We start from the raw sequence: 26,260 nt of genomic DNA on the forward strand, positions 1-26,260 counted from the left end.
GTCGCAGCCGATAGGTAAAATTATCAACTATGAGTGCCTACAGTCATGAGCGTGAGCGCCGGGAGCGTCGGCGCCGCAATACAGCCAGGGCGGTCTGCCTGGTCATTGCCGTGGCTTTGCTGGCCAGTCTTATCATCCCCGCCATTTTCAGCGGCCTTTGACCCGATCCGTCCGGTCGGCGGGAATCCGGCCGTCACAGGCACAGGCAAATGGCAATGAAGACGGCGGCTGACTCGTAAGGAGCCGGTCTGGAAAGCGGTGAGACGGTATGGCAGAGATGGATTTTGCTCAAGCATTGGAGCAGGCCAAGGCCAAGTACGAGATGATTTCCAAGGCGCTGGACCCGGAGGGTTTGCGCTCGCGGATTGCGGATCTGGAGCGTCAGGCCAGTGCGCCCGGACTCTGGGATGATCAGGAGAATGCTCAGAAGGTGACCAGCAGGCTCTCAGCCCTGCAATCCCAGCTCAAGCATCTGGAGTCCGCATCCTCCCGGCTGGAGGATGTCCAGGCTCTGGAGGAGTTGGGTCAGGAGGAGCATGACCAGGACACCCTGGTGGAGGCCCGCAAGGAGATCGACTCGTTGAGGTCCGACCTGGCTGACATGGAGATCCAGACCCTGCTGGACGGGGAGTACGACGAGCGCGCCGCCGTGGTCACCATTCGTTCTGGTGCCGGTGGGGTGGACGCGGCCGACTGGGCCCAGATGCTCCTGCGCATGTATATAAGGTGGGCTGAGCGGCACGGCTTCTCCACCAAGGTCATGGACACCTCCTATGCAGAGGAGGCCGGCATCAAGTCGGCCACCTTCCAGGTGGATGCCCCCTATGCTTACGGTCGGCTGTCTGTGGAGGGCGGCACTCACCGTCTGGTGAGGATTTCGCCCTTTGACAACCAGGGCAGGCGGCAGACTTCTTTCGCCGCTGTCGAGGTCATCCCTCTGGTGGAACCCACTGACCACATCGACATCCCCGACTCGGATATCCGAGTGGACACCTACTGCTCCTCCGGTCCCGGCGGTCAGGGTGTCAATACCACCTATTCGGCCGTGCGTATCACCCATTTGCCGACCAACATCGTGGTCACCATGCAGGATGAGCGCAGCCAGATCCAGAACCGTGCGGCTGCTATGGCCGTTTTGCAGTCCCGCCTACTGGTTCTGCGGCACGAAGAAGAGGCCAAGAAGAAGAAGGAGCTGGCCGGCGACATCAAGGCCAGCTGGGGGGATCAGATGCGCTCATATGTGCTGCATCCCTACCAGATGGTCAAGGACCTGCGCACCGGATACGAGACTTCGGATACCCAGGGTGTTTTCGACGGCAACATCGATGCCTTCATAGAGGCCGGTATCCGTTGGCGGCATCAGCAGCGGGTTCAGGCCCGTGAGGAGGAAGCCAGCAAATAAACCTGTGCTCGGCCTCATCCGGGTCGGTGTTTCATGAGTGTGTAGTGTCGGTCTTGTTGATAGCCTCTGTAGGGGAATACCGAGGAACGGAGAGTCAATGGCGTTGATTTCGCTCAAGGACGTGACCAAGATCTACCCCAAGGGGTCCCGTCCCGCCTTGGATGACATCAGCCTGGATGTCGATCGTGGGGATTTTGTCTTCCTTGTGGGCGCCAGCGGGTCGGGCAAGACCACCCTGCTCCGCCTGCTTCTGCGTGAGGAGGAGGCCACCGAGGGGGAGATTCGCGTGGCCGGCAACGACCTGCGACGTCTGCGCAATCGTGAAATTCCCGGATATCGGCGCTCCATTGGCTTTGTGTTCCAGGATTACAAGCTGCTCAATAACAAGACCGTATGGCAGAACGTGGCCTTCACGCTGGAAGTCATCGGCGCTCGTCGGTCCACCATCAAAACCCTGGTTCCTCAGGTACTCAAGACTGTGGGGCTGACGGGCAAGGAGCAAAACTACCCCCATGAGCTTTCCGGCGGCGAAGCTCAAAGGGTGGCTTTGGCCCGCGCCTACGTCAATAATCCGGAAATCCTACTGGCTGACGAGCCCACCGGCAATCTTGATCCCACAACCTCCCTGGGCATTATGGAGGTTCTGGATGCCATCAACAGGACCGGTACCACCGTGGTCATGGCCACCCACAACGAGGAGATCGTCAATTCCATGCGCAAGCGGGTGGTGGAGCTGCATACGGGCCGGATCATGCGCGACGAGGCCCACGGCTCCTACGATTCTTCGCGCTTCTTCCCCGATGCCGAGGTTGCGGCGCGCGCTCATCATGCCATCGGGGATCCCGCTGACGGCGATGCCCTGGATCGTGCTCGTGAGGTTGGAGTTGGAGGGCGCCGTCCGGTGCAGGTTGTCGTCCAGGATGGGAATAGCCCGGCTACCGAGCCCATCGCGGATGGAACCAAGGGAGCCAAGCAGGTGGTCCAGGCGGCGGCACAGGCCGTCGACCAGGGCCAGTATGGCGACGAGGGAATCGCACGGCTGGCCAAGTCCATGCATTCGGGGAGAACAGGACGTTATGGGCAGGTCTTCACCTCGGTGGAGGACACCCTGACCTGGGGAAAGGGCCTGGGCAGCCTTGAGTCTGCGCAGGAAGATTCCAGTCAGCATGAAGGCGCCTCTGCGGGGCAGTCCGAGGGGAAGACCGACTCTGACCCTGACGAACGATTCCGCAGACCTGTGCCGGTGCCCCAGGGCGGCCAGGATTCACCCGGTCAGTCGCATGAAGGTTCCAGTGACCAAGACCAGGGCAAGGCAGGAACCGATCGGGCCGAATCCGGGGATCGTCCCCAGGCAGAACCAGCAGAACCTGCAGCCTCCCGGAAATCTCGGAAGTCCGCTCGTGGTTCGGATACTGTTCGGCCCAAGTCGACCCCAGAAAGCAGGTCCCAGGATCGGCGGCCCGAGGATTCGAGCAGTCATGAGCAGGGTAGGAAACCAAATAGCGACCGCAAGGGTCTTGCGCATGATGATCACAATCATGACCGTGATCAGAGGGGATCCAAGCAAAATGACAAGGTCAAGGACCGCCAACCGTTGAAGGAAACCTCCGCTGAGGCTGCTGATCGTGAACAACAGTTCAAGAAGCCCGATCAGCCTCCGCGGCCCGATGTTTCCAGATCGGCGGAACCGACCGGCAAATCCGGTCAGGCTACGGCCCAAATGAAGCAGGACGACGCGCAATCCTCAAAGCAAGTCTCCAGCAAGAGCAAGACCAGTAAAAAGGACTCGACCAGCGAAATCGATCATGATGTCGAGCCTTACGATGCTGAGTCCATGGGGGCCCCGCCGGCCCCGCCCGCTCCCCCTGAAGCCCCCAAGGCGGCCAGGAAGTCCCAACAAAAGAGCGACGCAAAGGCTCGGGATGAGCATCATGACAAGAAGAAGGCGGCACGATGAGACTGCGGTTCATCCTTTCCAGCACCTGGGACAACCTGCGGCGCAACGGGTCCATGATCCTCTCGGTCATGCTGGTCACTTTCATCTCCTTCCTCTTCATCGGCGCATCGGGCCTTATGCAGGCGCAGATCAGCAAGGCCAAGGGGGACTGGTACGACCAAGTGGAGGTGGTGGTCTGGCTGTGCCCGGACGGCGCCAGCCAGGCGGCATCCTGCGCGACCGGCAAGGCGCCCACCAACGACGAGATCGTCAAGCTGGAGAACACCATCAATACCGAGCTGCGCGACTCTGTGGCAAAAATCACCTACCAGAGCCGGGAGGACTTCTTCAAGAACACCTTTCTCAAGCAGTACCCCAACGGCACATACGAGGGAAGGACCATGACCGCAGCGGACATGCAGGCCTCCCTGCGTCTCAAACTCAAGGATCCCACCAAGTATCAGGTGGTCTCCGAGGTGCTGTCAGGACGTGACGGCGTGGAGGAGGTGTCCGACCAGCGCCAGATATTCGACCCGGTCTTCAAGATCCTCAACAGGGCTACGGCAGTCACCCTGGTTCTGGCCGTCGTCATGGTGATCGTGGCCATCCTGCTGACTGGCACCACCATCAGGATGAGTGCCGCCTCGCGTCGCAACGAGACCGAGATCATGAGACTGGTAGGAGCCTCCAACTGGACAATACGACTGCCCTTCATCCTGGAGGGCGTGGTGGCATCCTTGCTGGGATCTCTTCTGGCTGTCGGCGCTCTGAGCGCCATCGTCAAGCTCTTCATCACGGACTGGCTGGCCCGTACGGTCCAGTGGATGCCCTACGTGGATCAGTCCACGGTCCTGCTGATGGCACCGGCGCTGATCCTGGGGGCCATGCTCTTGTCCGCATTGGCCTCTTCCATCTCCCTGCGGCGGTATCTGAGGACCTGATCCGCGGCGACGGGCCGATCGATCTTATGGGTACGAGCTCTGCCATAATGATGACTAGCATGGATAAGTGATAGTGAGGACTTGACCATGAATCGTACGAAACACTTGGAAGCCATCTGCGGCCTGGTGGGGTCGTTGGCCATGATGCTGGGCGGTGGGATCCTGGGGTTGACAGTGGCCCCCGCACCGGCCCGGGCCGATTGGAGTAGCTATCAGCAGAAGGTACAGAGCCATGAGGCTCTGAAGAGCAAGCTGGCGGGTGTCAACAGCGAGCTGGCCAACCAGATTCTCAGTCTCAGCGATCTGACTGCCAACCAGATCCCGGCGGCTCAGCAGAGTGCAGTCGAAGCTCAGCAGCAGGCCGAGCAGGCCGACAGTCTGGTTCAGGCCACCAACGACCGACTGCAGGCGGCCCGCAAGGATCGTGCCGACCTGGAGGCTAAGATCCGTCAGACCGGCATCGACTATGACGACGCCAAGGCCGGTGTAGCGCAGATGGCGAGAAAGAGTTTCCACGGCTCTGAGGTTTCCCAGGTCATGAACGTGGTGACCAAGTCCTCCAGCACCAAGGATTTTGTGGACAAGATGCAGTCCGATGCAGCCGTGACCCGATCCGAGGCCAATACGGCCAATGATGCCGCCAACACCCTCAATTCGTCCATGAATCGCAAGCAGCGTCTCGAGGCCATTGAGGAGCAGATCAGCACCTTGAAGGCCAAGGCCGACCAGCAGCAGGCAGCGGCACAGCAGGCGGCAGCTGCGGCGCAGGCCAAGCAGGACAGTCTGCAGGCCTTGCGCGACCAGGGAACCGCAGCACGCAAGCAGCTGGAGGGGCAGAAGGCTGCCCTGACCACTCAGTCAGCCCGTGAGGCCGCTGATATCGTGGCCACCGAGTCTATGATCGATTCCCTCAACACGGGCAATGCCGGCGGCGGGGCCGATCCCCATGCCGGTGGCGCCCAGCAGGTCGGCGGTGGCGGCCCTGCACCATCGCCGGCTCCGCGCCCGTCTCCGCCGAGCAACGGAGGTGGTGGAGGTGCCTCCGGTATGAATTACGGGGTACCTGGCAGCTGTCCTGAGGGCTCTGGGTTCTGCTACGGCCATCCTACCGGCAATTCGGTGGGCGGCAGTGCTTACCCCGCCCGTCAGTGCACGCTCTGGGCTTACATCCGGCGCTCGCAGCTGTCCCTGCCTGTGGGATCCTATATGGGTAACGGAGCTGAATGGGCCAATACTGCACGTGGTCTGGGCTACCTGGTCAACAACACTCCGCACGTCGGAGCCGCCATGGTCTTCGCCCGTGGTCAGCGGGTCGGTTACTGGAACGCCGACTGGACCTATGGCCATGTGGCCGTGGTCGAGCGGGTCAATGGAGACGGGTCTGTGCTCATCTCCGAAGGAGGCACTGGATTTGCCTCATTCCCTGCCTATGAGACGGTTTACGGGGCTGGCAACTACCAGTACATTCATTACTGACATCGAAGCGGACCAGGTCCGCCACCTGGGACGCCACTCCTAGCCGTCCGGCCTACCAGGCGACATGATCGGCATGGTCCGGAGGAGGACATCATGGCTAAGGAGACTGGCACGTCGATGATTGCCCAGAATCGCAGGGCCCGGCATGACTACCAGATCGAGGATCGGTATGAGGCCGGCATCGCCCTGACCGGGACTGAGGTCAAGTCCTTGCGCGAAGGGCGGGCCTCCCTGGCTGAGTCATTCGTCAGCATCGACCCTCGGCACGAGGTCTGGCTCGAGAACGCGAATATCCCCGAATATCTCAACGGCACCTGGAACAACCATGCCCCCAAGCGCAAGCGCAAGCTGCTTCTGCATGCCAAGCAGATCATTCGCCTGGAGCGGCAGATTCAGGCCAAGGGCTACACCATTGTCCCCCTGAGTCTGTATTTCAAGGATGGCAGAGTCAAGGTGGAGATCGCTGTGGCAAGGGGCAAGCGCGAGTATGACAAGCGTCAGTCCCTGCGGGAGGAGCAGGACCGCCGTGAGGCCCAAAGGGCCATGCGCTACCGGAACCGTCGGGGCTGAAACACGTGCTGATGTGCTTTCCGATTCTCAGATGATTCTTGGATAGGGACGACTGACTCCTGATATTGCCTTGCACTATGCAGGTCGACACGCCCGGAGCTAAGGCGTCCGGCGGTGTTCTATAAGCCTCTGAAGCTCGTGTTAGAGCCAAAATCCGCCCTGAAGAGCAAACCATGATTGATGATCATCAGTCAGTCGGATGCATAAAAATACAAATGTGTGCATAATAGTGCATGTCAATCAAGGGATACGGAGGGTCGCCTCGGGCGGTCCGGAAGAGGAGAAGACATGGGCAAGATCAAGGCGATGCTGACGGCGGCTCTGAGTGTCGCCCTGCTGGCCTCCATCGGGGCCTGCGGAACCACCGACGAGGCGGACAACAACAGTGCGTCGGGTAAGGCCACAACAAGTTCCCATCCTGCGGCTTTTGACGTCAGTGGCATCAAGAAGGATCCGGCCATCGCGGCCAAGGTGCCTGAGTCGGTTTCCAAGGACGGCAAGTTGACCGTGGGCATGGAGACCTCGTATGCTCCGGGTGAATTCATGAATGAGGACGGAAAGACACCGATTGGCTATGACGTGGACTTGTCGAACGCCATTGCCAAGGTGATGGGGCTCAAGGGGGAGATGGTCAGTGCCTCCTTCGATACCATCATCCCCGCCATCGGCAGCAAGTACGACGCGGGTATCTCCAGCTTCACCATCACCAAGGAGCGGATGCAGTCGGTCGACTTCGTCACCACCTTCAAGGCGGGCACGGCCTTTGCCGTCAAGAAGGGCAACCCCTCCAAGATCAATCCTGACGACATCTGCGGCGTCAAGGTCGGTGTGCAGACGGGCACTATCGAAGAGCAACAGGCTGCTGACAAGATCTCGGCAGAGTGCAAGGCCAAGGGCAAGAAGCCGGTTGATGTGCAGTCCTACAAGCAGCAGACCGATGCCGCCACGGCAGTGGTCAACGGCAAGATCGACGTCTTCTACGCCGACTCCCAGGTGACCGGGTATGCCATTAAACAGACCGACGGCCAGTTGGAGAAGCTGGGCAAGGATACCGACATCGTCCTGCAAGGTGCTGCCCTCAAGAAGGGCAGCGGCATGGCCGAGGCCACCCAGGCGGCTCTTCAGAAGTTGATCGACGATGGCACCTATGCCAAGATCCTCAAGAACTGGGGCGTTCAGAGCGGTGCTGTTGAGAAGGCGGAGATCAACCCTGCGGTCTCTGACTGAGGCAAGCCTCCAGGCGCGGGTCGGTTCAACAACCGGTCTGCGCCTAGCGGTTGGCCTGGCTGGATAGGCTAGGCCTGAATAAGTTCAGCGGTGCGGAAGGAAGCAGGAGATGCATACCAAGAAGGGGACGGACCAGATTCAGATCCCCGGCAGAATAGAGGCCAGGCCGGTGCGCAAGCCGGGGCCGATTGTGGCTGCCGTCATCGTGGCCATTTTCGTGGCCATGCTGATCCACGGCATGGTGACCAATCCCAACTTTGATTGGCCTACGGTCTGGAAGTACCTCTTCAACGAGCATGTCCTGGATGGCATCAAGTGGACTCTTCTGCTGACTGTCTACGCCATGGTTCTGGCCACAATTCTGGCCATCATCCTGGCAGTGATGCGCAAGTCGTCCAATCCGGTCCTGCGCTGGGTCAGCTGGTTCTTCATCTGGTTCTTCCGTGGCACTCCTGTATATACCCAGCTGGTCTTCTGGGGTCTGCTTTCCGTGCTGATTCCCAAGCTGGCCATCGGCATCCCCTTCGGGCCCGAGTTCTGGAGCGTCGACACCAAGACCGTGCTCAACGCCACCGTGGCCACGGTTCTGGGCCTGGGACTGAACGAGGCTGCCTACCTTTCCGAAATCGTCCGTGCCGGCATCGAGGCCGTAGATCCTGGTCAGGAGGAGGCCGCCAAGGCTCTGGGCATGCCGCCCGCCATGATCATGAGGCGGATCGTCCTGCCTCAGGCCATGCGCATCATCGTGCCGCCTACCGGCAATGAAACCATCGGCATGCTCAAGACCACATCCCTGGCTCTTGCCGTGCCCTTCACCCTGGAGCTCCAGTTCGCCACCAACGCCATCGCCAACCGCATCTACAAGACCATCCCGCTGCTGATTGTGGCCTGCATCTGGTACCTGGTCATCACCTCTATTCTGATGGTTATCCAGGCCCAGCTGGAGAAGCACTACGGCAAGGGCTTCGACTCGCGGCCGCTAGCCGGGTCGGGGGCCAAGGACGGCAAGGATGGCGAGGATCCTCAGACTCGTCAGGAGACCGACAAGGTCAACAAGGTCATGATGGCCGGGCTGAACGCCTGAGCGCAGGAGGAGAATCATGGACGAGGATATGCAGACCAAGAAAGACGGTCAAGGCGGCAAGGATCCGGCCATCGTCATCAGGAATGTGCACAAGGTATTCGGCGATCAGCATGTGCTGCGGGGAATCAACCTAGAGGTCATGCCCGGCACGGTAACGGCCGTCCTGGGGCCTTCCGGTTCGGGCAAGTCAACGCTGTTGCGGCTGATCAACCAGCTGGAGACCCGCACAGCCGGCGAGATCTATGTGGATGGCGAGCTGACTGGATACCGGAAGATCGATACGGGTAAGGGCCCTGTGCTGCAGACCTTGGATGACAAGGCCATTGCCAAGCAGCGTTCCAAAATCGGCATGGTCTTTCAGCGCTTCAATCTCTTCCCCCACATGACCGCCTTGGAGAACGTCATGGAGGCGCCGGTTCATGTGGGCCGGGTTCCCAAGACCGATGCCCGCCAGGAGGCTCAGGCCCAGCTGAAACGTGTAGGGCTCGAGGACAGGATGGACTACTACCCTGCCCAGCTCTCCGGCGGTCAGCAGCAGCGTGTGGCCATTGCGCGAGCCTTGGCTATGCACCCCGACATCATGCTCTTCGATGAGCCCACCTCAGCCCTGGATCCGGAGCTGGTGGGGGAGGTTCTGGGGGTTATGCGGCAGGTTGCCCAACAGGGCATGACCATGGTGGTGGTCACCCACGAGATGGGCTTCGCCCGCGAGGTGGCCGAGCAGATCGTCTTCATGGACCAAGGCGTTGTGGTGGAACAGGGAGGCCCTGACATCATCGACCATCCTCGCACCGAGAGGTTCGCCGAATTCCTGCACACTGTGCTCTAGCCTCAGGCTCTGTTCAGGTTGTAGAAATTCCGGCAAGAAGCCCCGTGGGCGGGCAGCGGCGAAACTCCCAAGGTTAGACTGGGGCCCATGTGTGGAATCGTCGGTTATGCGGGATCAGTACGGACGGCCTGCGGCAGGCCCTTGGAGGTCTGCCTCAAGGGTTTGGAGCGTTTGGAGTACCGAGGGTATGACTCGGCCGGAGTGGCCCTGGCTGCCCCTGTGATGACGCGGGTGGCCGTACGCAAGAAGGCAGGACGCCTGGGCAATCTGGTCGCCGATCTGAAGGCCAAGCCCATGCCCGAGGCCACCGTAGGCATCGGCCACACCCGTTGGGCCACCAACGGAGAACCCACTGATGTCAACGCTCATCCCCACATCAGCCGTGACGGCAAGGTCGCGCTTATCCACAACGGGATCATCGAGAACGCCTCCAGGCTGCGGCTGGACCTGGAGACCGAGGGATACACTTTTGTGTCCTCTACGGATACCGAAGTGGCTGCCAAGCTCCTGGGCAAGATCGCCCAGGAGATCGTCGACGCCACCGGCCAGCCCGATATCTTCGAGGCCATCAGGCGGCTGGCCCGCATGCTCAAGGGAGCTTTCACCATCCTGGCAGTGGACTCGAGGCAACCTGATCTGGTAGTGGGTATCCGACACGATTCGCCGCTGGTGGTCGGTCTGGGAGACGGAGAGAACTACCTGGGTTCCGATGTGGCCGCCTTCGTAGCCTATACCCGCCAGGCCATGGAGCTGGGGCAGGACCAGGCCGTCTGCATCAGCGCGGACCAGGTCAAGGTCACCGACTTCCAAGGGCATCCGGTGGAGCACCCGCGCCGTTACACCATCGACTGGGATGCCTCAGCCGCCGAAAAAGGCGGATGGGATTCCTTCATGGACAAGGAGATCCACGAGGACCCTGCGGCGGTCTCCAACACCCTGCTGGGCCGGTACGACGAGTCGGGCGACCTGGATTTGGACGAGGTTCATATCGACGAGGAGGTCTTCCGCCAGATTGACAAGATCATTGTCGTGGCCTGCGGGACGGCCTCCTACGCGGGGCTGGTGGCCAAGTACGCCATCGAGCATTGGGTTCGTATTCCGGTGGAGGTCGAGCTGGCCCATGAGTTCCGCTACCGTGATCCCATCCTGACCCCACGCACCCTGGTCGTGGCCATTTCCCAATCAGGGGAGACCATGGACACGTTGATGGCGCTTCGGCATGCACGGGAGCAGGGTTCAAGGGTACTGGCCATCTGTAACACCCAGGGGTCCACCATCCCCAGGGAGTCTGATGCCGTGCTCTACACCCACGCCGGCCCCGAGGTGGCTGTGGCCTCCACCAAGGCCTTCCTGGCTCAGATCGTGGCGGCCTACCTGCTGGGGCTGTACCTGGCCCAGGTCAAGGGGACCATGTATCGAGACGAAATCCACCAGACCATCGACAGCCTCAAAGCCATGCCAGCCAAAATCCAGAAGGTGCTGGACGGGCAGGCCGAGGTCATCAGCCAGACGGCTCAGCGCATGTCCAAGGCCCGCTCCTTCCTCTTCCTGGGTCGGCATGTGGGCTATCCGGTGGCCCTGGAAGGGGCGCTCAAGCTCAAGGAGATCGCCTACATCTTTACCGAGGGGTTCGCCGCTGGTGAGCTCAAGCACGGGCCCATCGCCCTGGTGGAGCCGGGGGAGCCTGTGGTGGTCATCGTCCCCAGTGCACGGGGTCGCAATGTGCTGCACGACAAGGTCATCTCGGCCATTGAGGAGGTCAAGGCCCGTGGTGCCTTCACCATCGTCGTGGCCGAGGAGGGCGACCCGGATGCCGACCGCTATGCTGACGTGGTCTTTTGGCGGCCGCCCTGCCCGACCCTGCTCAGCCCCCTGGTTGATGTGGTTCCCCTGCAGCTGTTCGCCCTGGACATGGCACGGCTCAAGGGTCTGGACGTGGACAAGCCCCGCAATCTGGCCAAGTCGGTCACGGTGGAATAGGGTCCCATGGCTGTCGGGTCCGAGCAGCAGGGACACCGGATGGTTCTGGAGGAGCCGCAGATTCCCTTCGAACCCAGAATCATATACGAGGATCAACGCATCATTGTGGTCGACAAGCCCCATTTTCTGGCCACTATGCCGAGAGGGATGTGGTATGCCAGTACCGTGCTGATCCGGATGCGTCGGCTCTACGGGGAGCCCGACATCATCCCTGCCCACCGGCTGGACAGGGCCACAGCAGGTGTGCTGGTTCTGGTACGAGATCCGTCTGCCAGGCGGTCCTATCAGATGCTCTTCCAGGAGCATCGCGTGCGCAAGATCTACCAGTGTCTGGCGCCGGTACGACCCATAGCTCGCCCGCGGACCGGCACCGTGCGACACCTGGATCCGCCCCGGGTCTTCCCGCTAGAGTGCCGCTCCAGGGTGATCAAACGCCGAGGGGTTCTCCAGGCCTGGGAAGAGCGCGGGCCGGTCAATGCCGTTACTCAAGTCGAGCTGACAGCGGGCCATGGATGTCTGGCCACCTACACCCTCTACCCAAAGACCGGCAAGACCCACCAGCTACGTGTGCACATGAACGCTCTGGGTCTGCCCATAGTGGGCGACGACCTGTACCCACGAATCCAGACCCGGGCCTATGACGACTTCTCCCGACCACTGCAATTGGTGGCCCGTGGCGTGGAATTCACCGACCCCTTCACCGGGGGTAAGCGTGCCTTTGTCTCCTCAGTCCCCTTGGATCCTCAAGGCGAGGACTAAACAGTCAGCCTGGTGGGACATAATGGTCAGGGGGTCCCGGAGCCGCGGGACGACGTGGACGCGGCAGGTATCCCGTCCGAGGTTTGAGACGGACCAGGAGGTTCTACCCATGAGCAAACCGACACGGCGGCCTTATCGATGGCCCAAGCATTTCAAGGGTCAGCAGTCCCTCTGGTACGGCTGCGACTACAACCCCGACCAGTGGCCTGAGGATACATGGGATGAGGACATCAGGCTGATGACCAAGGCAGGGGTCAACGTGGTGGCCTTGGCGGTCTTCTCCTGGTCGCGCATAGAGCCCAGCCAGGGGGTTTTCGATTTCGATTGGTTGGATCGGATCATTGACAAGCTTGGTCGGGCCGGCATCGGGGTCAATCTGGCCTCGGCCACGGCTTCGCCGCCGCTTTGGCTGACTCAGGCCCATCCTGAGGTTCTGCTCAGGGACGGGCGTGGCGACACGGTTTGGCCCGGGGCCCGGCAGCATTGGCGGCCTACCTCGCCGGTCTTCCGTTCCTACGCCTTGAAACTCTGCCGGGCCATGGCCGAGCACTACCGGGACAACCCCTATCTGGTGGCCTGGCATGTGGGCAATGAGTATGGCTGCCACAATCGCTTCGACTATTCCGATGATGCTATGCGGGCCTTCCAGCGCTGGTGCCGCCGCCGTTACAAGGACATTGAGGCCGTCAATCGCGCCTGGGGCACGGATTTCTGGTCACAGAGGCTGAGCGATTTCTCGCAGATTCTGCCGCCGCGTTTCATTGGCCAGGGGAATTTCCAGAATCCGGGCCGCATGCTGGACTTTGAGCGGTTCAGCTCTGACGCCCTCAAGGATTTCTACATGGCCGAGCGTGACACCTTGGCTGAGATCACCCCGGATATACCTTTGACCACCAACTTCATGGTCAGTGCCGGCGGATTCGCCCTGGACTACGACGACTGGGGCAACCAGGTGGACTTTGTGGCCAACGACCACTATGTGACGCCGGGCAGGGATCATCTGGAAGAGTTGGCCTATTCCTCCAGCCTGGTGGATGCCATCGCCCGTAGGCGCCCCTGGTGGCTTATGGAGCAGGCCACTTCGGCGGTCAACTGGCGGCCGGTCAACCCCCGCAAGGAGCCCGGACAGCTGGAGCTCGACTCCCTGGCCCACCTGGCACTCGGGGCTGATGCCATCTGCTACTTCCAGTGGAGGCAGTCTCGGGCTGGGGCGGAAAAGTTCCACTCGGCCATGCTGCCTCATGCAGGTGAAGACACGGCAGTCTTCCGCGACGTCTGCCAGCTGGGAGGGGACCTGCAGGGTCTCTCGCAGGCTGGTTTGGCTGGTACCATGCTGGCCAAGGCCCCGGTGGCCCTGGTATTCGACTATGCAAGCCAGTGGGCCAGCTCCCACGCAGCCTCACCCAGCGACCGGGTCGAGCATGGCCAGGAGCCGCCGGTCTGGTACCGGGCCTTCCTTGACAACACCATCCGACCTGATGTCCTGCCAGTCAGGGCCGACTGGGAGGAGTATCCGTTGGTGGTACTGCCAGCCCTCTACCTGATCGACGCTGATCTTTCCAAGAGGCTGCACAAGTATGTGCATGGTGGAGGGCGGCTGATCGTCACCTGGGGCAGCGGCATCGCCGACGAGCAGGACCGCGTCTGGACCGGCGGCTATCCAGGGCCGCTTCGGGACCTGCTGGGTCTGTCGGTCGAGGAGTTCGCACCCATGGCTCCCGGCACGCCTGGTGTGCTGGACCATCTGGATCTGACCGACGGGGTTACGGCGCACGACTGGGCCGATGTCATCGGTCACCTGGACAAGGACACCGAGGTCCTAGCTAACTACCGGGCGGATCCCTGGACAGGGATGGATGGCATGCCGGCCATGACCGTCCATGATTGGGGTCATGGCAAGGCCGCCTACCTGGGTTGCCGTCTGGATGCCCAGGGTCTGGCCAAGGTTCTTCCTGCCCTGTTGGAGGCCCTGGATGTCGCTGATATGCGGTCGGCCCATGCAGACTCTGATCTGTTGAGAGTTGAGCGAGTCAGCAAGGATGATCGGACGCGCTTCGTCTTTCTGTTCAACCGGACCAGGCATCCAGTGCAGGTTCAGCTGGAGGGCCAGATCTTGGTGGGTTCACTGGCCGGCATTGACGGGGATGGCAAGCAGGCCAGTCTGCAGGTCAATGGCGCGTTGGTGCAGCGTGTGGTCGGCCATCGGCATTGAGCTGGTGAATCCTGTACATGCCGGCGAAGATCAACTCGGGATCGTAGACCTCGATCAGATCGGTGTCTTCTGAGAAGGTACGGCCCATGCCACCCGTGGCCACCACGTGGAAGTCCCGGCCTATCTCGCTGCGGTATTGGCGGATGATCCGCTCCAGGCCGCCGAGGAAGTTGTAATAGAGCCCGGCCTGCATGGCCGTCCTGGTACCAGTTGCCATGATGGTCTGAGGGCGGGTGATCTCCACCTGGGGAAGTTGGGCGGTCTGGCCGGCAAGGGCCTGGGCTCCCGAGCGGATGCCCGGCACGATCAGGCCTGAGCGAATGGCGCCCCTGTCATCCACATAGTTGAAGGTGGTGGCCGTGCCGAAGTCGATAACCAGTACAGGCCCTCCGTAGCGGTGGAAGGCGCCCACGCAGTCAGCCAGGCAGTCGGCGCCCAGGGAGCGCGGGTCGTCCAGACGGATGTTCATGCCCGTCTTCACGCCAGGGCCCACCACCATGGGGTCGATGGAAAAGAAGCGGATCAGGCAGGACCTGACGGCGTGCATGACCGCAGGGGCCACTGAAGAGATGATGGCGTCCTGCACATCCGCAGTCTTGTAGCCTGCCAGGGCCATGAGCTGCCCTAGCAGAAGCCCGAACTCATCGGCCGTGTGATCGATCCTTGTGGTCAGCCTGTAGGAGGCGGCGACCTGGTCGCCCTCCATGAATCCGACCTCGATGTTGGTGTTGCCGATGTCGATGGCCAGCAGCATGTCTCTTCCTCCCTGCCGTCGTCCGGGCGCGTGGCGCTTTCCGAATCCATCCTAAGCGCATAAGCCTGTGTAATGGCTTCGGGGAGTATGCTGGTGGGCGGTGATCGACCAGAATGGCGGTCAACCACAGCATAAGGATTCGTCAATGAACGCAGATCGACACGGCACGCATGCCCATGACAGCGTGACCGCAGCAGATACAGACGTGGCCCAGGAACCAGGCCCAAGCACTGACCCTGAACTCAACGCCAGGATCAGACCCATGAAGTCGGGCGGCAACACCCTGCCCTGGAAGCTGCTCAGTCTCCTGCTGGCACTGGCCTTGGCTATCTCCCTGTGGATAGGGCATCGTGGAGTCGCTGGTCAGGCCGAGGGCGGGAGCGTGGCGGATACGGTCACTGTGGGCCTCAAGCTGGCTCCCACCAATCTGGACATCCGCAACCAGTCGGGTACGGCGCTGGATCAGCTCCTGATCGGCAATGTCTATCAGGGTCTGGTGTCACGAGATTCTAGGAATCGGGTGCGCCCAGGGCTGGCAAAAAGCTGGAATATCTCCGAGGATGGCCTGGTCTACACCTTCCATCTGCATGAGGGCATCCGCTTCTCCAACGGCCATGCTCTTCGGGCCCAGGACGTGGTCGACTCCATTCGCGGACTTATGGCAGGTCACTATCAGGGCAGCGAGATGTTGGAGGGTTTCCAGGGTGTGGAGGCCACAGATCCGCTGACGGTGCGCCTGACGTTGTCCAGACCCTATCAGGATCTGCTCTGGCAACTGAGCGGGCGGGCCGGTCTGGTCTTTGACCGGCGGGCTCATTACGACATGAAGACCCAGGCCGTGGGATCCGGCCCATACATGCTGGCAAGCTTCCGTCCAAACGACTCGGTCACACTCAAGGCCGATCCACACTACTGGGGCAGCGACAAGCCTAAGACGCCAACCATCGTCATCCGTTACCTCAATGATGACAACGCCGCCGTCAACGCCCTGCGTAGCGGGGATGTGCAGGTGCTGGCTCCGGTCACCGAGAACCTGGCCAGTCCCTTCCGCAAGAGCCCCGACTTCCAGGTCAAAGCGGGCGACGATACCGACAAGTACGTCCTGGCCATGAACGGCAAGGGTGGTGCCACATCCGATCCACGGGTGCGTCAGGCCATCCGCCATGCCATCGACCATCGGCAGCTGATCGCATCCCGGGGCGGATCGGATAGGGCTCTGGGTGGACCCATACCCTCCTTGGATCCCGGCTATCAGGATCTGACCAGGCTCTATCCCCACGATCCGGAGCAGGCGCAGCGGCTTCTGGCCCAGGCCGGGTATGGTCCCGAACACCGGCTCAAGCTACGACTGACCTATGCCAACACCTATGGCAGCGAACTGGGCGATCAGCTGCGCTCGCAGCTGCGTCAGGTGGGCATCGACCTGGATGTGCGGGTGGTGGAATTTTCAGTCTGGCTCCAGGACGTGCATGCCAACAAGGACTATGACCTGTCTTTGGTGGATCATGGCGAGAGCCACGACTTCCACCAGTGGGCCAACCCCGGCTACTACTACAACTATGACAATCGTCAGGTCCAGGAGCTTTACCGTCAGGCCATGGCCACGACCTCTGCCGATGACTCCGACAGGCTCCTAGCCCAGGCTGCCTGGATCGTCAGCAAGGACGCAGCGGCGGACTGGCTCTTCAACTACCGGGTGACCACGGCCTGGCGGAAGGGGTTGGAGGGCTTCCCGGTCGATCTGAACCAGTCTCTCATGCCCTTATCTGACGTGATTTATAGGCGGGGGTGACCATGGCCAGATTCCTGATGCGGCGCTTGGTGCTCTTCATCTTGGCGCTGATAGGCATTTCGCTGCTCATCTTCTTGGCTCTGCGCATTCTGCCCGGTGACGTGGCCGCCATTATGGCCGGGCTGGATGCCCCACCCGAACGCGTCGATCGGTTGCGTCGGCAGATGGGCCTGGATCGCTCCTACCCAAGGCAGTATCTGGATTGGATCGGCGACTTTCTGCAGGGGGACCTGGGCAGGTCCATTCTTACCAACCGTTCCATCGCTTCTCAGGTAGGTGTCCGAGCCCAGATCACCTTTCCGCTGATCCTTTTGGGGCTGGCCGTGGCTCTGCTGCTGGGCATTCCCCTGGGCTGTGCGGCCGCTCTGGCTCGCTCGCCACGGATGCAGTCATTCAGCCACATGGTAGCCATTGTGGGCGGATCAGTACCGGCCCTCTGGTCAGGACTGCTGCTGATCATGCTCTTCGTCAAGGGCAGTGGCCTGATCGGTCTGTTGCCCTCTCAGGGCTTTCCTGCACTCGGCTGGGCTCAGCCGGGTCAGGCCTTGGCGGCATTGATTCTGCCCGCGCTGTCTACCGGCATCATCGTGGGTGCCGGCATCATGCGGTACACCCGCTCCTTGTTGGGCGACATGCTCTCTTCGGGGTATGTGGACATGGGCATGGCCTGCGGGATGACCCGGACCCAGGCTGCTCTGCGCATCGGTCTGCGGCTGGCTTCCCCCCAGCTGGTTTCGGTGATTGGACTGACCATGGCCGAGATGATCACCGGGGTCATGGTCAGCGAGAACCTGTTCGCCCTGCCGGGACTGGGCTCCATGCTGATCACCGATGTGGGCAACCGGGATCTCCCAGCTGTTCAGTCCGAGCTGCTTCTGCTGGCGGCCTTCTTCCTCTTCCTGGGACTCCTGGTGGACGTTATCCATAGGCTGATCGATCCGCGTTTTCGAGGTGCGGCCAGACAGGAGGTGGTTGCCTTATGAATTGGGGACACGAAGACAGGCCCCACCTGGGATTGAGGGCCACATTCCCAGGCCAACTGGGATTCTTCGGACGGACGCGGGTGGTGTTGTCTAGCATGTGGCGCAAGGCCTCGGGGCGATACTCGCTTATTGTTCTGGCCATATGGATCCTGGTCTCCCTGGTCTCCAGGTTCTGGACCCCGGTTCCGATTTGGGTCACTGACGGGTACCGGATTTGGCAGGCCCCTAGCCGTGCCCATCTGCTGGGAACAGATGGCACCGGGGCAGACATTCTTTCCTGGCTGCTGGCGGGATCGGCCACCAACCTGGTCATCAGCCTTCTGGCGGTTCTCCTATCAGGCGTACTTGGACTTCTTCTGGTCATGGCCATGGTCTCGCGCCGTTCAGGAGTATCACAGACGGTCGTGGTCCTGGTAGATGCCCTGATTTCCCTGCCTACAGTTCTGCTGGCCCTGATCCTGGCTGTCCCCCTAGGCCCCAGCATCGCCGTGGTCGTCGTGGCCTGTGGGTTCGGTTACGGACTCAACCTGGCCCGGATCGTACGGCCCCAAGCGCTTCTGGCAGCAGAGTCGGACTACGTGCGATCCGCCCGACACAGCGGGGTCGGATCCTTCAGAATCTTCTGTACCCATCTGGTGCCCAACGTCATTCCGGTCCTGTGCGTCCAGCTTTCCATGTCGGCGGGGACCTCCGTGCTGGCTGAGGCAGGGTTGACCTACCTGGGGGTGGGCGTTCCCTCTGGCCTGCCCTCCTGGGGGCACTCGCTGACCACCTCGGTCAAGTTCATCAATGTCTTTCCACTTACTGTGCTCTGGCCTGGCCTGGTGGTCACCATGGTGGTGGTTGCTCTGAACCTGTTCGGTGACGCCCTGCGTGATGCCATCGATCCGGTTACCAACCCCAGGCTCAGGGCTGCCGTAGCTGCCGCCGGACGGTCCACTCTTCAATCTGTGCGTCAGGAAACGTCTGCGTGCTTAGAAGCTTCGGGCCATGCAAGCGAGGGAGACAATCATGTCGCTGAATATTGACGGCCTGAGCCTGTCCATCAATGGCCGCACCATTCTCGACCAGGTGGATCTCCAGGTGAAGGACGGCCAGCGGGTAGGTCTGATCGGCTCCTCAGGCTCCGGAAAGTCGATGATCGCCCGCAGCGTTTTGGGCACCACGCCACTGACGGCCTCTCTGTCGGGATCCATTCTGGTGGACGGGCTCCAGATTCTCGGTTCGGATGACCGGTCCCTGGCGGACCTGCGCGGTTCCCGGATGGGCATGATCTTTCAGAATCCTTCCACGGCCCTGAACCCGGTCAAGAAGATCTACAGTCAGGTTGAGCTTCCCCTCCGTCGCCACTATCGTCTGAGCGCCCAGGAACGGCGCAGACGGGTTATGGAGATATTGGCCCAGGTCGGGTTAGATGCGGATCTGGCTGGATCCTACCCGCATGAGCTGTCCGGGGGGCAGCAGCAGCGGGCGGCCATAGCCACGGCCCTGGTCACCAAGCCCAGACTGATTCTGGCAGACGAGCCGACCACGGCCCTGGATGCCATAACCCAGCGGCAGATTGTGGACCTGCTGGTCTCCCTGGTCGACCAGAACGGGGCCTCCCTGCTGTTCATCACCCATGATTTCTCAGTCCTGGCCCAGGTTGCCGATTACTGCTACATCCTTGACGCTGGGCGAGTGGTGGAAAGCGGACAGACGCAGAGCATTCTGCGTAGCCCATCCAGTCCGCAGGGCAGGACCCTGGTGCGGGCGGCCAGAGAGTTGACGCTGAGCACAGATGGAGGCAAGCATGAGGCTGACTGATGGTGCACATGCCGATCCGATCCTGATCGGGGAGGGCCTGACCAAGATCTATGCCTCCACCGGCAGTGGAACGGCTCGAGAAGCTGCAGTTGACGGCATCGATGTTTCCCTCCTGTCGGGGGAGTGCCTGGCGATCATAGGGGAGTCCGGCTCGGGGAAAACCACGCTTTCCCGTCTGCTTCTGGGCCAGCTGAGGCCTGATGCCGGGCAGGTGGCATATTTGGGCAGATCAGTTCTCCATGGTTCCACGGCAGCCAAGTCGCTTGCCCATGACTCCGCTCTGGTCTTCCAGAACCCCTTTGCTTCCCTGGATCCCCGGTGGACCATCGGCCGGTCGGTAGCCGAACCTCTGCTGGCTGTCAGGCGCAGGGAGAGGGGACGAGACCTGGCCGATCGGGTGGCCCAGGTGCTGTCAGAGGTCCAGCTTGATCCGGACAGGATCATGACGGCTTATCCCTCCGATCTGTCAGGTGGTCAGGCCCAGCGGGCGGCCATAGCCCGCGCACTGATCGTCAAGCCCAGGATACTCTTGGCCGATGAGCCCATGAGTGCCATCGACGTTTCAGCACGCGTAGGGATTCTCCATACCCTTCAATCAATCATGGCCCAGTCCAAACAGCAGAGCGATTCGTCAAATGGTATGTCCATGATTATCATCTCCCATGATCTGGGTGTGGTCCAGCACATAGCAGACAGGGTCATGGTGCTCAGGCAGGGGAAGGTTGTGGAGGAGGGGCCGGTGAAGGCCATCCTCAATCATCCTGAGCAGTCCTATACCCGCCAGCTTCTGGCTGCTGCAACCCTGTAGGTGTTCGTTTTCCCGACGATTGACCACATGGTCGTTCGCCCACTGCTTGACTCCTGCCGTGGCAATAGACTGGGGAATCATGGTGGACATCCAGGATGCAGGGCAGGCGCTGAAGCGGTATTTCGGATATGAGTCCTTTCGCCCAGGTCAAGAGGATTTGGTCAAGGCTATCCTGAATGGGCGGGACTGCCTGGGTGTTATGCCGACCGGGGCCGGCAAATCCATTTGCTATCAGATTCCTGCCACTCTTCTGGACGGTCTGACCATCGTCATCTCTCCCTTGGTTTCCCTGATGAAGGACCAGGTGGACGGGCTGGAGGACGCAGGCATCCAGGCCTCATTCGTCAATTCCACCCAGGACATGGATGAGCAGTCCCTGGCCCTGGCTCAGGCTGCACAAGGGCGCAGCAAGATCCTCTACGTGGCTCCCGAGCGGCTGGATGCCCCCAGATTCAGGGAATTCGCCCAGCATACAAAAATTTCCCTGCTGGCTGTGGACGAAGCCCACTGCGTATCCCAGTGGGGTCAGGACTTCCGCCCTGCCTATCTAGGCATCGGCGATTTCATCAGGTCCCTGCCCGACCGACCTACGGTGGCAGCCTTCACTGCTACGGCGACCGAGAAGGTTCGGCGCGACATCGTATACATGCTGGGCCTTGACGATCCCTACGTGGCGGTGACGGGTTTCGACAGGCCCAACCTCTTCTTCGACGTGATCAAGTTGGAGAGCAAATACAAGAATCGCTGGGTGGTCCAGTACGCACTGAAGCATGGCGATGATTCTGGCATCGTCTACTGCGCCACCCGCAAGGAGACCGAGGCTCTGGCTGATGACCTGACCAAGGCCGGTGTCAGTGCTGTCAGCTACCACGCTGGCATGGATGCTCAGAACAGGGAGCAGGCGCAACGGGACTTCGTCAACGACAAGGTGCAGGTGGTTGTGGCCACCAATGCCTTCGGCATGGGCATCGACAAGTCCAACGTACGCTATGTCATTCATCACAATATGCCTGAGAGCATCGAGGCCTATTACCAGGAGGCCGGCAGAGCGGGACGTGACGGCGAGCCAGCCCGTTGCTCCCTGCTGTGGAACGAGAGCGACATCGTCACCCGCAGACGCCTGCTGGACATGGACAACGGCAACGACAGACTGACCGGTGAGCAGGCCGAAGCAGTCAGGGCCGAACACCGGCGTCTGCTCAACGTCATGATCGGTTACTGTCGAACCACCGGCTGCCTTCACCAGTACATGCTGCGGTATTTTGGCGAGGAGGTGGACCAGGCTGCCGCAGGTCTTTCGCCTGCCGAAGCCGACAAGGGCAAATCTGTCCCGGTCGGGCATCCTGACACCGGTAGCGGCGGCTGCCAGAACTGTTCCAACTGCCTGAGCACCTTCACGACCATCGACGTCAGCGATGTGGCCCGTGCCATCAGCAGGTGCGTTCATGATGTGAACCAGGGATTCGGCTCCGGCAAGATCGCGCAAATTCTTCGGGGATCGCGCTCGCAGGACCTTCTTCGGCGAGGGTTGGATCGGTGCCCTAGCTATGGTGCTCTGGACCAGGTTCCAGAGGCGCGAATCCGTGACGTGCTCAACCAGATGGCCTCGGACGGGTATCTGTATATCACCGAAGGGCGGCTGCCCATGGTTCATTTCGGACCCAAGGCCGCGCAGACGGTCAGTCCGGACTTCCATTACGAGATCAAGCGGACGGAACGCCCGCGTGCCTCGGGCAAGGTCTACGGCGGCAGGTCTTCTTCGACTGTCGACGATGACGGTCTCGATCAGGCCGCTGCTAGCGATGCCAGCCCAGAGGATGAGGAACTTTTCCAGAAGTTGCGCGATCTGCGGACCAGCATAGCTCGCAAGATTGGCAAGCCTCCCTACATTGTCTTCTCCGACAAGGCACTGCGCGATATGTGCCGTCTTCGTCCGGCTGATGATTCAACCTTCTTGGCCGTCAATGGTGTGGGGCAGCACAAGCTGGAGCAGTATGGACCCCAGTTCATGGGTGTCATCTCCGAGTTTTCGGCCAGAGGAGGGGTGGATGTGGTCAGGGGCACTGCCGAATCTGATAGGTAGGTCGGCCTACCATGAGACATACATGACTTCATCAAGGTTGCCTTTCATACCGGGCGCCCGACAGGAAAGGAAATAACAATGGCTGACAAACCTATTGTAGAGAGCTTCCAGCTGGATCACACCAAGGTCAAGGCGCCCTACGTTCGACTGATCGACGAGGAGAAAGGGCCCCAAGGAGACATCATCTCCAACTATGATCTCCGTCTGGTCCAGCCCAACCAGAACGCCATTCCAACTGCCGGGCTGCATACCATCGAGCACACCATCGCCGTGCTCCTGCGCGAGCGCATCCCCGGTTACATCGACTGCTCGCCCTTCGGCTGCCGGACGGGCTTCCACCTGCTTGCCTGGGGCCGTCATTCGACCGAGGATGTGGCCAAGGCCCTGAAGGAGTCACTGGAGTTCATCGCCGAAAAGGCCACCTGGGACGATGTGCCCGGCACCGAGATCACCTCCTGCGGCAACTACCGTGACCATTCGCTCTTCTCGGCCAAGCAGTGGAGCCGCGACATCGTGGCCGCCGGCATCAGCTCCGATCCCTTTGAACGCAAGCTGGTCTGATCGCTGACAGGCAAACAATTGGGCCTGAGGAAGGGTATGTTCCTTTCCTCAGGCCCAGTTCGATGCAACAGACGAAAGCTCAACTACGCAATATGGTTTCGATCTGTTTCATCTGATCGTCATCAATCTGCATGGCTGGTTCGCGGATTCGTGTGCTGATGGGCAGACCCTGCAGTCGCACAGCTCCCTTGATGGCCGACACGAACAAATCCGCAGTGTCGTAAATCGCCATCAGGTGGTTGATGCGTTGGGCCTTGTCTAGCGCAGTCCGGTAATCGCCCTCTTGATAGGCCTGATGCATGGCTACGAAGGTTTCCGGCTCCACGTTGGTCAGGCCCGATAAAACACCGTTGCCTCCGCAGATGCGATTGACCATATAGTATTCGTCGAATCCGGAGAACACCGAGAACTCAGGGCTGACACGTCTGACTGCCGATACGACTCGACGTGTGTGGCTGATTGTGTCCACGGTGTCTTTGATGCCAACGATGTTTGGACATTCCTGGGCCAGTTTAGCGACCAACTCCGGGGAGCAGTCGTTGCCTGTACGAGCAGGGAAGTTGTAGAGGATCACCGGCACAGTCGAGGCGTGAGCGATGCTGGTGAAATACCTGTAAGCAGTCGGTTCCGAAGGGCCGAAATAATAGGGGCTGACAGCCACCACGGCATCGGCGCCGATTTGTCCGGCAAACTTGGTCAGATCCATAACCCGGTCCATGTCAGTGTCGCCTACTCCGACGAATACCTTCATGCGCCCCCGTATATGGTCGACGGCGAATTGCAGGGCTGAGCGCTTCTCTTGGAGATCATAGGCATAGAACTCGCCGATGCTTCCGAACAGAAGCACTCCATCAATGCCAGCCTGGATCAGATGGTCCAGATGTCGTCCCCACAGGTCGGTGTCGATGACTCCTTGATCGTCGCTGATGGTAATCGACGGGCAGAATATTCCCTCAAATGTGGCTGATGATGTGCTCATGTTCACCCTTCCACAGTAAGCATATCGGCATTGATCCCATAGGCCCTCATGGCGTTGTGCTTGAAGAAGTCCTCATCAGGGCCAAAGGTATCCAGCATCAGTTGCCAGTGTTCCTGGAGTGAGGAGTGCACGGTGACGACCGGCCAGTTGGAGGCGTAAAGGACCCTGTCCGGGGGAAATGTGTCCCTGACGAAGGCGACGATGTCGCGATCGACCGGCAAGTCCCCTGATACCTTGATATAACAGTGCGGCAGGGCCGCCATGGCCTCTATGGCCTTTCTGGAGGTCGACGACAAGTCGGTCATATTGCCCAGATGGTCCATGATGACAGTCAGGGAAGGAACTTGAGAAAATGCCTGAGCCATGTCCGGCAGTTCCGCCCCCCTGTTGCACAGCTCAAAGGGCAGGCCCTTATCAGCCATGGCGCAGAGCCCAGCGATGAAGGAGGGTTCCATGCAACGGCCGCGAGGGGCAGAGTCAGTGTGCAGTGGCTCTCTGATACCCGTAGCATTGATGGGCACCCTCATATAGGGCCCTACCTGGACTCGGAGCATTCGGGCAAGAATCTTGGGGTCATTGTTCTCATAGACCAAGCGGTCCTCTAATAGGGGGTCGTCCGAGTCTACTTCCACATAGACTCCGCCCAGAAATTCCACTCCCAGCTGCTCGTACTCGCTTTCCAGCTCATGAAGGGGAAAGCTCCGGTTCAGTGAGGGCATTCCGTCCAGCCACGGCAGATGCTGCCGTTCAAGATCCCACATATGGAAGTGAGCATCGATGACCTGTAGTTGTCGTGTCATTTTAGGCTCCTTGCTTAAGACCTATGCGGCACCCGCGGAAGGCATACCAGGCGATGTAGAGGAATCCGGGTACGGTCACCAGCATGGCGATTTCGATGCCCATGGCATCCTGGATGGCACCCAACAGCAGTGGAATCAGGGCCGCTCCGACGATGCTCATAACCAGCGCAGAAGAGCCGGTCTTGGCGTCGTTGCCCCTGATGCCCTTGAGCGTCAGCGAGAAGATCGTGGGGTAGCCGATCGATATGAACAGATAGGCAACCAGGAAGCATATGACCGAGAATCGTCCCAGACCCAGGAATACCAGAAGCATCAGCACGGCTGTGATGCACATGTAGACGCCCAGTATCTTACCGGCATCGAATTTGGTCATCAACGGAGTGGTCAGGAACCGGCCAAGGGTGAACAGCAGCGACAGCAATGCCAACAATGTGGCAGCCAGACCGGCGGTGATGCCAGCGCCCCAGTGTTTGAGGGCATAAGCGGAGAACATGGCCATGCCCGCCACCTGCAAGCCAATAAAGATGAACTCGGCTATCACGCCCAGTACGAAGTAAGGGCGTTTCAGCAGGCTTGAGGTGCCGGAGCCGTTACCAGTTTTCCCTTCCTGCTCGTCATCGCCAGGTGGTGTTGGCAGTTTGAAGACGATGAATACAGCCAACACCAACAGCAGAACGATGCCGATGACGATATAGATCATCCTGGTGTCAGACAGGAACTTGACCTTGGCTTGCTCAAAGCCTGGCTCTTTTGGGGTCAGGGTTTTGGATAGCACTCTGCCCAAAATCAGAGGCCCCACCACGTTGCCGACGCCGTTGAAGCTCTGTGCCAGATTGAGTCTGAAGGATTCGCCTTTTTCATCGCCCAGCTTGGTGACGTAGGGATTGCAGTTGGTCTCCAGAGATGAGGCTCCAAGCGCTACCACGAACATGGCGAACAGAAAGAGTCCGTAGCTGGCCATATTTGTGGCCGGCACCACGATGAATGCTCCGACTGCGAACAGTATCAGTCCGGAGATGACCCCGCCCTTGTAACCGAAGCGCTTGGAGATGATTCCGGCTGGGATGGCCATGACGAAGTAGGCTCCGTAGTAGGCCACCTGCAGCAGTGATGCCTGGGTGCTGTTCAGCTCCATGTAGTTGCTGAATGGGCTGTTGAGGGCGTTGACCAGGTTCATGGTCAATCCCCAAATGAAGAAGAGTCCGATGACCAGGGTTATGGCGACGGTTGCCTTGGACCCGCCCTTGTTTCGCGTATTTGTATTATCCATGTCAGAGC

General features: G+C 60.5%; 22 protein-coding genes and 1 pseudogene. 19 read left to right on the top strand and 4 right to left on the bottom strand.

Annotated features, from left to right (window positions below; all coding sequences use genetic code 11):
* Positions 1-29 precede the first annotated feature (29 nt).
* From J3T93_RS01200 to J3T93_RS01255, 12 genes and pseudogenes are all read left to right on the top strand, one after another.
* The gene (locus J3T93_RS01200) at positions 30-161 is read left to right on the top strand and encodes a hypothetical protein (protein WP_267399561.1); all 132 of its coding nucleotides are present in this window, start codon (positions 30-32) and stop codon (positions 159-161) included.
* Positions 162-268: 107 nt separating this feature from the next.
* A complete protein-coding gene (gene prfB, locus J3T93_RS01205; protein ID WP_267399562.1) occupies positions 269-1,402 on the top strand; it encodes a peptide chain release factor 2 in 1,134 nt (377 codons plus the stop codon).
* A 97-nt stretch (positions 1,403-1,499) separates the two neighbouring features.
* A pseudogene (gene ftsE, locus J3T93_RS01210) lies at positions 1,500-2,531 on the top strand (cell division ATP-binding protein FtsE); the annotation flags it as partial.
* 824 nt (positions 2,532-3,355) lie between these two features.
* A complete protein-coding gene (ftsX, locus tag J3T93_RS01215; protein WP_024626676.1) occupies positions 3,356-4,279 on the top strand; it encodes a permease-like cell division protein FtsX in 924 nt (307 codons plus the stop codon).
* A gap of 87 nt (positions 4,280-4,366) precedes the next feature.
* The gene (locus tag J3T93_RS01220; RefSeq protein WP_267430222.1) at positions 4,367-5,755 is read left to right on the top strand and encodes a CHAP domain-containing protein; all 1,389 of its coding nucleotides are present in this window, start codon (positions 4,367-4,369) and stop codon (positions 5,753-5,755) included.
* 93 nt (positions 5,756-5,848) lie between these two features.
* Positions 5,849-6,325 (top strand): SsrA-binding protein SmpB, encoded by a 477-nt coding sequence (gene smpB / locus J3T93_RS01225; protein ID WP_267399564.1) that lies wholly within the window; start codon positions 5,849-5,851, stop codon positions 6,323-6,325.
* A 288-nt stretch (positions 6,326-6,613) separates the two neighbouring features.
* Positions 6,614-7,552 carry an ABC transporter substrate-binding protein gene (locus J3T93_RS01230; protein WP_267399565.1) on the top strand — a complete coding sequence of 313 codons (939 nt, stop codon included), beginning with the start codon at positions 6,614-6,616 and terminating at the stop codon, positions 7,550-7,552.
* A 109-nt stretch (positions 7,553-7,661) separates the two neighbouring features.
* Complete coding sequence (locus tag J3T93_RS01235) at positions 7,662-8,636, top strand: amino acid ABC transporter permease (protein ID WP_267430223.1); 975 nt, start codon at positions 7,662-7,664, stop codon at positions 8,634-8,636.
* Positions 8,637-8,664: 28 nt separating this feature from the next.
* Positions 8,665-9,465, top strand: coding sequence for an amino acid ABC transporter ATP-binding protein (locus J3T93_RS01240; RefSeq protein ID WP_267430589.1), 801 nt, complete (start codon positions 8,665-8,667; stop codon positions 9,463-9,465).
* Positions 9,466-9,552: 87 nt separating this feature from the next.
* Positions 9,553-11,445, top strand: a complete 1,893-nt coding sequence (gene glmS, locus J3T93_RS01245) for a glutamine--fructose-6-phosphate transaminase (isomerizing) (RefSeq protein WP_267430224.1) — start codon at positions 9,553-9,555, stop codon at positions 11,443-11,445.
* A gap of 6 nt (positions 11,446-11,451) precedes the next feature.
* Positions 11,452-12,204: a pseudouridine synthase gene (locus J3T93_RS01250; protein WP_267430225.1), complete on the top strand. Its 753-nt coding sequence runs from the start codon at positions 11,452-11,454 to the stop codon at positions 12,202-12,204.
* Positions 12,205-12,313: 109 nt separating this feature from the next.
* On the top strand, positions 12,314-14,416 hold the full coding sequence (locus tag J3T93_RS01255; RefSeq protein WP_267430226.1) for a beta-galactosidase: 2,103 nt from the start codon (positions 12,314-12,316) through the stop codon (positions 14,414-14,416).
* Here the strand turns inward: J3T93_RS01255 and J3T93_RS01260 are convergent.
* Positions 14,373-15,170, bottom strand: coding sequence for a type III pantothenate kinase (locus tag J3T93_RS01260; RefSeq protein WP_267430227.1), 798 nt, complete (start codon positions 15,168-15,170; stop codon positions 14,373-14,375). The two genes, J3T93_RS01255 and J3T93_RS01260, sit on opposite strands and share 44 nt — an antisense overlap.
* A 145-nt stretch (positions 15,171-15,315) precedes the next feature.
* On the opposite strand from J3T93_RS01260, the gene J3T93_RS01265 reads away from it, so the two are divergent.
* The 7 genes from J3T93_RS01265 to J3T93_RS01295 all read left to right on the top strand — a co-directional run bounded on the left by J3T93_RS01265 (position 15,316) and on the right by J3T93_RS01295 (position 23,203).
* Positions 15,316-16,962, top strand: coding sequence for an ABC transporter substrate-binding protein (locus tag J3T93_RS01265; RefSeq protein ID WP_267430228.1), 1,647 nt, complete (start codon positions 15,316-15,318; stop codon positions 16,960-16,962).
* A gap of 2 nt (positions 16,963-16,964) precedes the next feature.
* Complete coding sequence (locus J3T93_RS01270) at positions 16,965-17,945, top strand: ABC transporter permease (protein ID WP_267430229.1); 981 nt, start codon at positions 16,965-16,967, stop codon at positions 17,943-17,945.
* Complete coding sequence (locus J3T93_RS01275; protein WP_416378807.1) at positions 17,942-18,973, top strand: ABC transporter permease; 1,032 nt, start codon at positions 17,942-17,944, stop codon at positions 18,971-18,973. The genes J3T93_RS01270 and J3T93_RS01275 overlap by 4 nt, the downstream gene beginning before the upstream one ends.
* The gene (locus J3T93_RS01280; RefSeq protein WP_267399574.1) at positions 18,957-19,751 is read left to right on the top strand and encodes an ABC transporter ATP-binding protein; all 795 of its coding nucleotides are present in this window, start codon (positions 18,957-18,959) and stop codon (positions 19,749-19,751) included. The genes J3T93_RS01275 and J3T93_RS01280 overlap by 17 nt, the downstream gene beginning before the upstream one ends.
* Complete coding sequence (locus J3T93_RS01285) at positions 19,738-20,559, top strand: ABC transporter ATP-binding protein (protein WP_267430230.1); 822 nt, start codon at positions 19,738-19,740, stop codon at positions 20,557-20,559. Before J3T93_RS01280 ends, J3T93_RS01285 begins: the two co-directional genes overlap by 14 nt.
* Before the next feature lie 79 nt (positions 20,560-20,638).
* Complete coding sequence (locus J3T93_RS01290; RefSeq protein ID WP_267430231.1) at positions 20,639-22,642, top strand: RecQ family ATP-dependent DNA helicase; 2,004 nt, start codon at positions 20,639-20,641, stop codon at positions 22,640-22,642.
* A 78-nt stretch (positions 22,643-22,720) separates the two neighbouring features.
* Entirely contained in the window at positions 22,721-23,203 is a 483-nt protein-coding gene (locus J3T93_RS01295) for an S-ribosylhomocysteine lyase (protein WP_024626660.1), read from the top strand.
* 79 nt (positions 23,204-23,282) lie between these two features.
* Here J3T93_RS01295 and J3T93_RS01300 read toward each other — a convergent pair whose 3' ends face one another.
* Genes J3T93_RS01300 through J3T93_RS01310 form a run of 3 tightly spaced genes read right to left on the bottom strand, consistent with a single transcriptional unit; the run spans position 23,283 to position 26,252 of the window.
* Positions 23,283-24,182 carry a dihydrodipicolinate synthase family protein gene (locus J3T93_RS01300; RefSeq protein WP_267399577.1) on the bottom strand — a complete coding sequence of 300 codons (900 nt, stop codon included), beginning with the start codon at positions 24,180-24,182 and terminating at the stop codon, positions 23,283-23,285.
* A gap of 2 nt (positions 24,183-24,184) precedes the next feature.
* Positions 24,185-24,982 carry an amidohydrolase family protein gene (locus J3T93_RS01305; protein ID WP_267430232.1) on the bottom strand — a complete coding sequence of 266 codons (798 nt, stop codon included), beginning with the start codon at positions 24,980-24,982 and terminating at the stop codon, positions 24,185-24,187.
* A gap of 1 nt (position 24,983) precedes the next feature.
* Complete coding sequence (locus tag J3T93_RS01310) at positions 24,984-26,252, bottom strand: MFS transporter (RefSeq protein ID WP_267399579.1); 1,269 nt, start codon at positions 26,250-26,252, stop codon at positions 24,984-24,986.
* Positions 26,253-26,260: the final 8 nt, after the last annotated feature.

Source organism: Bifidobacterium sp. B4111 (genome assembly GCF_026537235.1).
In the GTDB taxonomy this organism is placed as follows: domain Bacteria; phylum Actinomycetota; class Actinomycetes; order Actinomycetales; family Bifidobacteriaceae; genus Bombiscardovia.

What these genes read in the sequence shown, in the direction of transcription:
- J3T93_RS01200 (WP_267399561.1), top strand. Translation starts at nt 30, where the DNA reads ATGAGTGCCTACAGTCATGAGCGTGAGCGCCGGGAGCGTCGGCGCCGC.
- prfB (WP_267399562.1), top strand. Translation starts at nt 269, where the DNA reads ATGGCAGAGATGGATTTTGCTCAAGCATTGGAGCAGGCCAAGGCCAAG.
- ftsX (WP_024626676.1), top strand. Translation starts at nt 3,356, where the DNA reads ATGAGACTGCGGTTCATCCTTTCCAGCACCTGGGACAACCTGCGGCGC.
- J3T93_RS01220 (WP_267430222.1), top strand. Translation starts at nt 4,367, where the DNA reads ATGAATCGTACGAAACACTTGGAAGCCATCTGCGGCCTGGTGGGGTCG.
- smpB (WP_267399564.1), top strand. Translation starts at nt 5,849, where the DNA reads ATGGCTAAGGAGACTGGCACGTCGATGATTGCCCAGAATCGCAGGGCC.
- J3T93_RS01230 (WP_267399565.1), top strand. Translation starts at nt 6,614, where the DNA reads ATGGGCAAGATCAAGGCGATGCTGACGGCGGCTCTGAGTGTCGCCCTG.
- J3T93_RS01235 (WP_267430223.1), top strand. Translation starts at nt 7,662, where the DNA reads ATGCATACCAAGAAGGGGACGGACCAGATTCAGATCCCCGGCAGAATA.
- J3T93_RS01240 (WP_267430589.1), top strand. Translation starts at nt 8,665, where the DNA reads ATGCAGACCAAGAAAGACGGTCAAGGCGGCAAGGATCCGGCCATCGTC.
- glmS (WP_267430224.1), top strand. Translation starts at nt 9,553, where the DNA reads ATGTGTGGAATCGTCGGTTATGCGGGATCAGTACGGACGGCCTGCGGC.
- J3T93_RS01250 (WP_267430225.1), top strand. Translation starts at nt 11,452, where the DNA reads ATGGCTGTCGGGTCCGAGCAGCAGGGACACCGGATGGTTCTGGAGGAG.
- J3T93_RS01255 (WP_267430226.1), top strand. Translation starts at nt 12,314, where the DNA reads ATGAGCAAACCGACACGGCGGCCTTATCGATGGCCCAAGCATTTCAAG.
- J3T93_RS01260 (WP_267430227.1), bottom strand. Translation starts at nt 15,170, where the DNA reads ATGCTGCTGGCCATCGACATCGGCAACACCAACATCGAGGTCGGATTC.
- J3T93_RS01265 (WP_267430228.1), top strand. Translation starts at nt 15,316, where the DNA reads ATGAACGCAGATCGACACGGCACGCATGCCCATGACAGCGTGACCGCA.
- J3T93_RS01270 (WP_267430229.1), top strand. Translation starts at nt 16,965, where the DNA reads ATGGCCAGATTCCTGATGCGGCGCTTGGTGCTCTTCATCTTGGCGCTG.
- J3T93_RS01275 (WP_416378807.1), top strand. Translation starts at nt 17,942, where the DNA reads ATGAATTGGGGACACGAAGACAGGCCCCACCTGGGATTGAGGGCCACA.
- J3T93_RS01280 (WP_267399574.1), top strand. Translation starts at nt 18,957, where the DNA reads ATGTCGCTGAATATTGACGGCCTGAGCCTGTCCATCAATGGCCGCACC.
- J3T93_RS01285 (WP_267430230.1), top strand. Translation starts at nt 19,738, where the DNA reads ATGAGGCTGACTGATGGTGCACATGCCGATCCGATCCTGATCGGGGAG.
- J3T93_RS01290 (WP_267430231.1), top strand. Translation starts at nt 20,639, where the DNA reads ATGGTGGACATCCAGGATGCAGGGCAGGCGCTGAAGCGGTATTTCGGA.
- J3T93_RS01295 (WP_024626660.1), top strand. Translation starts at nt 22,721, where the DNA reads ATGGCTGACAAACCTATTGTAGAGAGCTTCCAGCTGGATCACACCAAG.
- J3T93_RS01300 (WP_267399577.1), bottom strand. Translation starts at nt 24,182, where the DNA reads ATGAGCACATCATCAGCCACATTTGAGGGAATATTCTGCCCGTCGATT.
- J3T93_RS01305 (WP_267430232.1), bottom strand. Translation starts at nt 24,982, where the DNA reads ATGACACGACAACTACAGGTCATCGATGCTCACTTCCATATGTGGGAT.
- J3T93_RS01310 (WP_267399579.1), bottom strand. Translation starts at nt 26,252, where the DNA reads ATGGATAATACAAATACGCGAAACAAGGGCGGGTCCAAGGCAACCGTC.